The following is a 10,722-nucleotide window of genomic DNA, read 5'->3' as shown; positions in this document are numbered from 1 at the left end:
CTATCAACCCCAAGGACTCTCGTCATGAACGAGGGACGACTGGGGGGCAGGTCATGAGGTCCGCATACATCCGCTTCAGCCGCCGGTTCTCCTCTTCCATGGCCTTCATCTGGCTGATGAGGGACGCGTCCATGCCGCCATACTTCGCCCGCCACTTGTAAAACGACGCGCTGCTCATGCCATGCGCCCGGCACAGCTCGGCCACCGGCATCCCGCCTTCGGCCTGCCGCAGGATCGCAAGGATCTGAGCCTCACTGTATCTGCTTGTCTTCATTCAGAATCTCCTCGTTCATCTTGGCGAGAAAATTCTACTTATGCAGCCCCTTACTTTCGGGGGGGATTACCGGGTCACTGGAATTGTCTGTCGCTGGCGCAGCGGTGACACTGGAATTGAAGCGCTAAAAATCGAGCATATCCGCAGCTGGCTACTTGACGTCTTCCATCAGATGTCAATCCGAGGCCACCTTTAGAATGTAGAATCTGGCCCTGATCGACGACTAAGGCAAGCGTACGCTCTCAAATCCGGTAGAGCTAACCCTGTCAGTCCGCAAACGGCCTACTCTGTTGAAAAACCCCACCAGGCGATAATCGGCTTCCAAATTTCGAACACCGTTTCCGCCACAGGCGAACTTTCAGACCTTGTTTTGCATGTCGTTGCTCACGCGGGAAGATTTTCTGATCATCCGGCCCGCTCGGGCAAAGATGCGAGTTTTTCAACAGAATAGGCCCTTACCTGCCGTTCACCTCACTGCAAGTGCCGCAGTGCAGCTTCCCCATAGTGAGCGCCGGCCATCACTTCGTCACATCATACAACTCCCGCAACTGCTGCGGCACCGGCTCGGCGATCTCCCACTGCACCGTAATCGGCGCTTCGCCCTCCCATCCTGCGAACTCCACTGGACCAGCGTAGCGGAAAGGTGCTGCGCGGCCATCGCGCAGCTTCGATTTGCGCAGGAACAAATAGACCGTCCAGTCAGGCTCAGCGCCGGAGATGATGCGGCCGCGTAGGTCGTCGCGGCGGGTGCTGGTCTGGGTCTGCCAGACAAAGCGAGTGGAGCTGTCGAACTGGTCGGCGTAGTGGCCGCCGACGGACATGCTGCCTTTGTCCATCGTCACCAGAAGGATCATTGCCTTCACGCTCTTGAGCACCACGATCCCGGCGTTCCATGACCCGGTATTAAACATCGCTCCGAAATACGGCGCGATCTGGTCGCGCTGGTATTCCTGCCAGAGGATGAGACCCTTCGTGGGAGCGACCGGCCCTGGGGCGCCATCTTCGCCGGCCTCAGCAAGGCTCATACCCTCGGACATGTCATAGGCCGCATCCCGTGCCTGGAGGTATCGCAAGAGGCGCCAATCCACGAGTTCCGAGGCAAGCGCGGTGAGGGCTCTGTTCTCCGCGTCGGCAAATGTGGTCTCGAAGATTCCCTGCCCCTGCTGGAACCAATCCGTCTCGGCCAGGATCTTGAGCGGTTGCTCCAGCAGCACCGCGCGCAGGCGGGGAGTATCATCCGGATCGACGCTCAGATCCTCCTTGATCTGAGGGTTGCGGCGGGCCAGCCGGGCGACGCGCTCCACCAGATCGGTTAGGGCAATCCGGCCCGGGAAGGCGCCCGCCTCGATCATCGCGCGAAGGACCAGCATCTTGTAGCTGCGGGTCATCCGCGTCGTCTCTACCTCGTCCAGAAGGGCGCGATGCGCGGTCCAGGCGGCACGTTGCGCTTCGGACAGATCACCCATATCGGCCACAAAGCCGATCCACCCTGAATGACCTGTACGGCCGGGGTTAAAGCCTGCATACTGCACTTCGGAAGCCGTGGGCCTTGTGCCGTGGCGCTCGCGGAAGTCGCGGTAGAAGGCGGCCAGCTCCTCGCCGTCGCGCGGCTGGCGGATCAGGGATCGCAGGATGTCGATCGCCTGAAGGTCATATGTCACCTCGCAGCCCACCGGGAATTGGATCAACTTGTCGTTAAGTCGCTCCAACGCCAGCCGCAGCGCGCCATCGCCTGCGCCCAGCTTGAGCAAGGTGCGGAACTTGGTCAGAAAAATCCGATGGTTGCCGATATAGTCGATGACGGCCAGATGGGTCTTTTCCGCCGATCGGCGCAGACCGCGGCCCAGCTGCTGCAGCCAAATCACTGGGCTTTCGGTCGGGCGCAGCATCAGCACCGTGTCGATCGAGGGTACGTCGACGCCCTCGTTGAACATGTCGACCGCGAAGACGATATCGAGATTGCCGTCCTCCAACGCCTTTAGCGCGCTCGCCCGGGGGGCGGAGGTGTCGCCCGAATGAACGGCGACGGCGCGCAGCCCGTGGGTTTGCGCAAAATCGGCCATGAAATCGGCGTGGCGGCGGGAGACGCAGAAACCGATGGTCTTTTTGCCGCCGCGTTTCGCGAGTTGTTCGAGTGCGTTCTCGGCGCGGGCCTGGGTTGCAACAGCTTCGGTCAGGGCGGCCTCGTCGAACCGCCCGCTGCGCCAAGGGATCTGGGAATATTCGACTGGGTCGGGCACGCCGAAATAGTGGAAGGGCGCTAAAAGCCCTCGGTCGATCCCCGACCAGAGATCGCATTCGTATACGAGGTTTTCCTCGCAAAGCCCCAACAGGTCGCCACCATCGCTGCGATCTGGAGTTGCGGTCAGGCCCAGCAGGAAGTTGGGCTGAAAATGATCGATGATGCGCCGATAGGTGGCGGCGGCTGCGTGGTGGAATTCGTCGACGACGATGTAGTCGAATGCGCGGGGGGCGAAAGAAGTCAGGTGAGCGTTGCGCGCCAATGTCTGGACCGAGGCGAAGACGATATCGGCCTCCGCGTCCTTCTCCTCCCCGCTGTAGCGGCCAAGCCGGACGCGGGGCCGGACCGCGCGGAAGGCGACCATGGCTTGGGTCAGGATTTCTTCGCGATGCGCAACGAACAGGACGCGGGCCTCGCCCGCGCTGTCGAAGGCAGCGAGGAAGGTCTTGCCCAGTCCCGTGGCCAGCACCACCAGCCCCGCGCCATAGCCTTTTGCCCGGGTCGCCCGCAACGCCGCCAGAGCCTCGGCCTGAACCTCGTGCGGCGTGGGGTCCGTTTCCGCGGGCTCCACAGGTGCGCCAGTGATCTTGGGCTGGGGCGCTACGCGGCGCTCCTCATAAGCGTCGATCCAGGCCGGCGTCAGCTCGACGACCTCGGGCCTTGCCAGCAATGCCTCAAAGGCCGCGCGGGCGGCCAGCAGCGGGGCGGGGTCGACTGGATCGACGTGGCGCAGGTTCCATTCGATGCCATCAGTCAGCGCAGAACGTGACAGGTTTGACGATCCGACGATCAGGCCGCCGCCGTCACCCGCGAAGGTGAATATCCAGGCCTTGGGGTGGAACGGGATCTGCGCCGCCTGGAACACACGAAGCTGTCGCTCGCCCTCGAGGTCTGCGATCAGCCGCAGGGCTGCCGGTTCGGTGACGCCCAAATAGTCGCCGGTCAGCAGCCTCAGTTGCCCGCCCCGGTCCATCAGGTCGCGCAGATGCGGCAGGACCAGCCGCACGCCCGAGGTCATGAGGAACGACACCGAAAGATCGACGGCGCGCGCCCTGTCGATTAGGGGGCGCAGGTGGGCGTGCAGAGCATCCTCGCCGCCCGAGATCAGCGGGCGGTCATGGGGCATGCCCGGCAAAGGACCGGGTGCTGCCAACGGCGGATCAATGCGCAGGTGGACATGGCCAGCAGTCTCTGCCAGCGTTACACGCGCGTTCGCCTCAGCCGTTTCCAGAAGCGCCTGCGCGCGGCCGATTCTCGCCGCCAGCGCTGTCTGCTCGCGTGCCGACAGGTCCCGCCATTGCGCGATGTGGTTGCGCGGAGCTAGGGCAAGACCTGCGCCATGGCGGATCAGGATGACCTGGGCGTCGCATTCCACGATGGCGCTGGCGGCGGCATTGCAGAGCGCGCAGGGACGGTTGCTCGACCCCTCGGGGACACCCGATCCACCCGTCACGTCTTCTTCACCACTGAATTCACCCACACTTCCGACGCGCGATCCGGGCGGCAGTCCCAGCTCACCCAGATATCAGGTTGGCCGAGTGTGCCGCATCCGTCCAGAAGAGCCGCCAGGCGTTCGGCCGTCATGTCGGTGAACCGGCGCCTGTCATTCATCCGATCGCCTGTGCCGTGCTTGAACGACAGGTAGAGCGCGCCTCCGGGCACCAGATGGGCGGCAAGGCGGCCGATGACCCCGGGCAAATCCACCGCGGCCACGTGCAGGAGGGAAGCGCAGGCCCAGATCCCCTCAAGCTGGTGTTCCCAAGCGAATTCCTCGAACCGCATCAGCCGGGTTAGCACAGCCGCATGCGCCTGCGTGGCGGCAACCATCGCGGGCGAGGCATCGAAGGCCGCGACCTCATGGCCCAAGAGCCTGAAGGCCAGCGCATCCCGCCCGGACCCCGACCCTGCATCGAGAATGCGTGCGGAGCCTCCCGGACGCGTCGGCAAAGCTGTCAAAAACCGCCCCCGAGATTCCGACATGTCGACATCGCGCGTCGTCGCGATGAAGGTCGTAGCGTGGTGGTCGTAGTAGTCTGACATCGCGACATTAGATCTGGGCCATGATCTGGTAGCTTCCCAGTAAATCAGGGATTTGACCAGCGGGGTGGAGTCATTTATGGCACCGATCTTCTGAAAAGAAGACCGCCATACCACCAGCCATTTCATTCGAACTGCGTTCTCAACTCAATAAGCTAGGCCCAAAAGCCGCGCTTGAGGGTCATCTCGCCATATCGGGTTGTATTCGGCGGTTGAAACGTATCCTTTATTTCCAACCGGTTCGGGAGCTGGGTTCAACTATGGAAGAGAGGCATGCCGCGGTCTTGTCGCGATGCTTGGCTGTCGATCTTGAGGTCGACCCAAGCACTGCCCGCGTCTTTGCCTTGGCCGCGGTTCGTCACGATGACCGCCCGGTCCTGAACACGCGCGGCGAGCCGACCGCCCGACAGCTTGACGATCTCGAGGCCGCCATCGGTGACGTGGATCACCCGATCGGGCATAACTTCCTCCATCATGACATGGTACACTTGATTGCTGTCCGGCCGCGGCTTTCGAAGGTCATGGAAGCCCCGATCGACACGCTCTGGCTTAACCCGCTGGCTTTCCCGCGCAACCCCTACCACCATCTCGTCAAACACTATCAGGACGGTCGTTTGGCAAAGGGCCATATCAACGATCCGGAATTGGATGCGCGGCTGGTCTTCGAGGTCCTGGCCAACCAACTCGACGCATTTGCGGCACTCGGGGAGAGGCAGCCTGATGCGCTCGTCGCCTATCATTACCTGACTACGCGCATGGAACGGGCGGGGGGCTTTGACGCAGTCTTCGCCTATCTGCGCGGTGCCGCTTGTCCCGGGCAGGACGCGGCCATTTCGGCGATCCACAGCATGCTGTCGGGCAAGGCCTGTGAGAAGAGGATCGAGCAGACGCTGACCCGCCTGGCCAACCCCCGCAATGGCTGGGCCATGGCCTATGCGCTGTCCTGGATCACGGTGGCGGGGGGGGATTCGGTCATGCCGCCCTGGGTCCGCGCCCAGTTCCGGGAAGCTTCTCTCATCGTGCGCCATCTGAGGGACACGTCGTGCCGGGATCCGTCATGCAGCTGGTGTGCCGAACAGAATGATTCTGTGAGGGCGCTGCAAAGATGGTTCGGCTTCGACGCCTTCCGCCCGGAACCCGTGGATCCCGATGGCCGCCCCTTGCAGGAACGTATCGTCGAAGAAGGCATGGCGGGCAAAAGCCTGCTCGGCATCTTGCCGACCGGCACGGGGAAATCGCTGTGCTATCAGGTGCCGGCCCTGTCGCGTTACGACAAGACGGGCGCCCTGACGGTAGTGATTTCGCCCCTTGTCGCCTTAATGGCCGATCAGGTGCAGGGGATGGAGCGGGCGGGCATCTCCTGTGCCGTGACGATCAACGGCATGATGTCGATGCCCGAACGTCAGGATGCGCTCGACAAGGTGCGCATGGGAGATGCGGGCATTCTCATCATCTCGCCGGAACAGTTGCGCAGCACCTCGATCCGCTCGGTCCTGGCTCAGCGGGAAGTGGGGCTTTGGGTCGTGGATGAGGCGCATTGCGTCTCGAAATGGGGTCACGATTTCCGGCCCGACTATCGATATCTGGGCCGTTTCATTCGTGAGTTTTCCGGCGACCAGACGCCTGCACCCATCACCTGCCTGACCGCGACGGCCAAGCCCGAAGTGGTAGCCGATATCGTGGAGCATTTTCGGGCGCGTCTCGGCGTCGATCTCCTGACGCTGGATGGAGGGGCATCGCGCCCGAACCTCACTTTTGCGGTCAGGCCGACGAACAAGGCCGAGAAGCTAGCCCATGTCCTTGCTACGATAGAGGAATTTCTGCCCGCTGTCGGGCGGTCCGGCGCCGTCGTCTATTGCGCCTCGCGTAAGGAAACTCACCGCTTGGCCGAATTCCTCGCAGCTCAGGGCATGGATGCCGCGGCCTTTCATGCCGGACTTGGGGCGGATGAAAAGAAGGAGGTGCAGGAAAGGTTCCGGGTCGGCGAGTTGCGCGTGATCGCGGCGACCAACGCATTCGGCATGGGCATCGACAAACCCGACATCCGCCTTGTCGTTCATGCCGATATTCCGGGCTCGCTGGAAAACTATCTGCAGGAAGCCGGGCGGGCCGGGCGTGACCGACAGGATGCTCATTGTGTCCTGCTCTTTGCCGCTGATGACATCGAGAACCAGTTCCGCTTGTCCGCCAGTTCCCGCCTTCAACGCCACGAGATCGGTGCGATCCTCAAGGCGCTTCGGCGGATCGACGAAAGAACCAAGAAGACAGGCACGATTGTGGCGACCTCGGGCGAGATTGTGCGGTCCGAGAAGGACCGTGAATTCGAAAGGGACAGCGCGACCGACGACACGCGCGTCAAGACGGCTGTATCCTGGCTGGAGGAAGCGACACTTGTCTCGCGAGAAGAAAACCGTGTTCGGGTTTTCCCATCTTCGCTCCGGACCCGCACCCTTGATGAGGCGCGCGCGCGTCTTGCCACGGCCGAGATCACTGAGACCTATCGCAAACAATTGCTCGACATTGTCGCACATCTGATGTCGACCCCGGCCGATGAAGGGGTGTCGACGGACGATCTGTCAGCAGCTTGTGGTCTCGCGCACGGGGCCTTGGCCAAGGCGATGGCCGATCTTGAAACATTCGGTCTTGCCCGCAACGACGTGGCCATGACGGTGTTCGTCCATGTCGGCGTCGCCAATGCATCGCCATTCCGCCTTGCGGAGGCCGCCCAGCTCGAGTTGGACCTGATCCAGCTGATGCAGGAACTGGCCCCAGAGGCAGATGACAGGGTGCCCAATCCCCTGCATCTGGCCGAGACATGCCAGCGCCTGCGCGACAGGGGCCACCCGAACGCCCGCCCCGACATCGTGGACAAGCTTTTGCGCGGCATCGCGCGGGATGGTCGGGGGCAGGATGGCGGCAAAGGCAACATCAGTCTGCGCACGGCCAGCCGTAACACCCTGCTGGTCACGCTCGAACGCTCGTGGCGCACGGTCGGACAGACGGCGGAGCTGCGCCGGACGGCCGCGGGTCTGTTGCTGGAGCATCTGATCGGGCGGCTCGACAAGGGCGTGCGGGGCAAGGATCTGCAGGTCGATACCACCGTCGGAGATCTTCTTGCCCAGCTGACGCAGGACGCGCTTTTGAGCAGCAGCGGCATCCGCGACATGACCAAGCTTCTCGAAAGGTCGCTCCTCTGGTTGCACGAGCAGGACGTGGCCGTCTTGGGAAAGGGACTGACCGTGTTCCGTCCCGCGATGACGATCTGCCTCAACCCAAGGGGTGGCGGCTTCACCCAGACCGATTTCGCCCCGCTCGAGGATCATTACGCCGAACAGACGCTGCAGACCCATGTGATGGCAACTTATGCCGAAACCGGCCTGAATTCGATGGATGATGCCGCCCGCCTGTCAGAGGATTACTTTCTTCTGAATAAGGACCAGTTCCTCAGGCGTTGGATGCCCGGCAAGGCCCGTGAGATCCGCCGGCAGACGACTGGCAAATCGTGGAAATCAATCGTCGAGGATCTTGGCAACAGGACCCAGCAGGATATTGTGACTGATGACCGGGATCGGACCAACGTCCTGATCTTGGCCGGGCCGGGGTCAGGCAAGACCCGGGTGCTTGTCCACCGCATCGCGTATCTCTTGCGCATCAAGCGCGAAGATCCGCGCGGTATCCTTGTGCTCGCCTACAACCGCCACGCCGCTGCGGAAATCCGTGCCAGGCTGCGCGCGCTGGTGGGCGACGATGCCGTGGGCGTCACCATTTCGACCTGTCACGCGCTTGCGATGAAGCTTGTCGGCGCGAGCTTCGCCGGCATGCAGGCTGCGTCGGAAGATTTTGACACGGTCGTCATGGAAGCGGTTCGGCAGCTTAACCCCGAAGGCCTAACGAAATCCGAGTCCGAGGCCCAGAGGGAGAGTCTGATCCAGGGCTATCGCTGGATATTGGTCGATGAGTACCAGGATATCGGTTCGCAGGAATATGCTCTGATCGCGGCCGTGGCCGGGCGAACCCTGGAAGATGCCGACCTCAAACTTAGCCTGTTCGCTGTCGGGGATGACGATCAGAACATCTACGCCTTTAGGGGCGCGTCCGTGGACTACATCCGCAAGTTCGAGGAGGACTACAAGGCGAAGCCCACGTTCCTCGTGGAAAATTACAGATCGACCGCCAGAATCATCGATGCCTCCAACCATGTGATCTCCAAGGCATCGGGACGGATGAAGCGCGACAATCCGATCCGCATCAACTCCGAACGGGCGGGCCTGCCTGCGGGTGGTCGCCTGACGCAGGCGGATACGGTGGCGCAGGGCAGGGTGCAGCTTCTGGACGTGCCGACGGGCGAGATGGCGCAGGCGGCGGCCGCGGTGGACGAACTCAGCCGTCTGGCCCGTCTCGATCCGGACTGGAGCTGGAACCGCGCCGCCGTGATTTCGCGGACATGGCACACCCTCAACTTCGTGCGCGCCTATGCCGAGGCGCAGGGCATCAAGGTCGAGATGGCGAACGAGGACTTGCCCAACATCTGGCGTCTGCGGGAAACGCAGCGACTCGTTGCGGGGCTTCGTCAACGAAAGGGGGCGCTGCTTGGTATCCGGGACATTCTCGACATCCTCAACGAACAGCCCATGAACAAATGGATCAGCCTTCTGGCCGAAGGGATCGCCGATCTAGCGCGGGAATTGAACAACGGCACCATGCCCGTCCCCGATGTCATCGAATGGATCGCCGAATGGGCGCGCGATACGAGGGGCCAGCAACGCGGCCTGCTGCTGCTCACCGCGCACCGAGCCAAAGGGCTGGAGTTCGATCATGTGGTCATCCTGAATGGCGATTGGCGCAACCCGTCCAGGAACGAGGACCCAGATGCGCCGCGGCGTCTATTCTACGTTGCCATGACCCGCGCAAGGCAAAGCCTGACGGTGCTAAGCAACGGGCCGCATCAGCTGCTCTATACGAGCGCGCCTTCGGTTGTCTATCGCCGGGTTGCCACGGCAGCGGCCAAAGAATTGCCCGTTGCCGAAATCTACGCCCTGCCTAGCCTCGGCTTGGTCGATCTTTCCTATGCCGGGCGTCTCACCGCCGGCAACGAATGCCTGACCGCCATCCGCGACGCGAAGGTCGGTGACCCGCTAAGGCTCCTCTCACGCGAAGGAAAATGGATCCTTGTGGATGCCGGCGGCCGCTTGCTTGGCCGGATGGCCAATGCCTGGCAGCATCCTGAGGGCTATGTATTCGATACGGGCCAGGTTGGTGCCATCGTAAACTGGCGCAAGGTCGACAACAAGGAAGAGTTTCACGGCAGTCTGCGCCGTGACAGTTGGGAAACTATCTTGCCCGAGTTGGTCTTTAGGCCCCTGCATAGCGAGGTACGGCAAAAGCCGCCGGTGGCTGAGACCAAGGCGCAAGGGTCAATCAAGCGTCTTACCGACACCGAAGTCGCATTGCCGTCCGGCACGGCAGGTGCGCTTTCCGAGGAACAACATGAGAACCTCGCCCTTCTCGAAACGGTCGTCCGAGATGCCATGTCCCGTGCCAATGGCTGGGCTGCTCTTGTTGCAAGCCTCGAAACCAAAGGTCTCACGCTCGGCCCCAAAGGCGGCGGGCTTGTTGTCATTGACACGAAGAGCGGCGCCGATATCTGCAAGCTTTCCGCGATCGGCTTTCGTTACCTGAAACTGATCCGCAAGTTCGGTGAGGGGTTTCCGGGGCATCCGGCGAGTTGGTTGGTCGAGCGTGCTCTGAAAGAGAGCTACACCGCCAAAGCACCATCCCAGTCGCGCAAGGTTCGGAGAGGAAGAAAATCGTCGAAGGGAGGAGACGACCTAACGTTAGTCGAGGACTGAACGCTCGGGCGGAGACGACGAACGCCCGCATTGTACTGTTTCTGCGGAGGCAATGCCGCAGCCTCACCAGCGGCTCACCGCCCTTTGCGGCCCGTCGAGGCGTGTCGCTGCAGCCTTAAGCGGAAGTTAGTTGGAACGCCGATGCTTGGCTGCAGCCAGGTGTAGCGCCTGTCACCGGTTAGCGCACTTAATGGGCTCGTGAACGGCGCGACGCCCGAGACCAACGCAACCTACGTGTTCTACGAGAGGAAGCTCGCTCCGCCCGCTTTAGGGTCAGGACCCATTGAACTTGCGCTTGCGGCATGATTCAGGCTCCGCAA

General features: G+C 62.3%; 3 protein-coding genes and 1 pseudogene. 1 reads left to right on the top strand and 3 read right to left on the bottom strand.

The window, feature by feature from the left end:
* Window positions 1-58: 58 nt before the first annotated feature.
* The 3 genes and pseudogenes from QUV21_RS17750 to QUV21_RS17740 form a co-directional block, all read right to left on the bottom strand.
* A pseudogene (locus tag QUV21_RS17750) lies at window positions 59-274 on the bottom strand (transposase); the annotation flags it as partial.
* 518 nt (window positions 275-792) lie between these two features.
* Complete coding sequence (locus QUV21_RS17745; protein ID WP_300856685.1) at window positions 793-3,996, bottom strand: DUF3427 domain-containing protein; 3,204 nt, start codon at window positions 3,994-3,996, stop codon at window positions 793-795.
* Window positions 3,966-4,682, bottom strand: a complete 717-nt coding sequence (locus QUV21_RS17740; protein ID WP_300856683.1) for a class I SAM-dependent methyltransferase — start codon at window positions 4,680-4,682, stop codon at window positions 3,966-3,968. Before QUV21_RS17740 ends, QUV21_RS17745 begins: the two co-directional genes overlap by 31 nt.
* Window positions 4,683-4,813: 131 nt before the next feature.
* Between QUV21_RS17740 and QUV21_RS17735 the strand changes: the two genes are divergently transcribed.
* The gene (locus tag QUV21_RS17735; protein WP_300856686.1) at window positions 4,814-10,402 is read left to right on the top strand and encodes a RecQ family ATP-dependent DNA helicase; all 5,589 of its coding nucleotides are present in this window, start codon (window positions 4,814-4,816) and stop codon (window positions 10,400-10,402) included.
* The last annotated feature ends 320 nt before the right edge of the window (window positions 10,403-10,722 follow it).

It is taken from the genome of Tabrizicola sp. (assembly GCF_030373185.1).
In the GTDB taxonomy this organism is placed as follows: Bacteria; Pseudomonadota; Alphaproteobacteria; order Rhodobacterales; family Rhodobacteraceae; genus Tabrizicola.
This window is presented reverse-complemented; position numbering and strand designations above follow the sequence as displayed.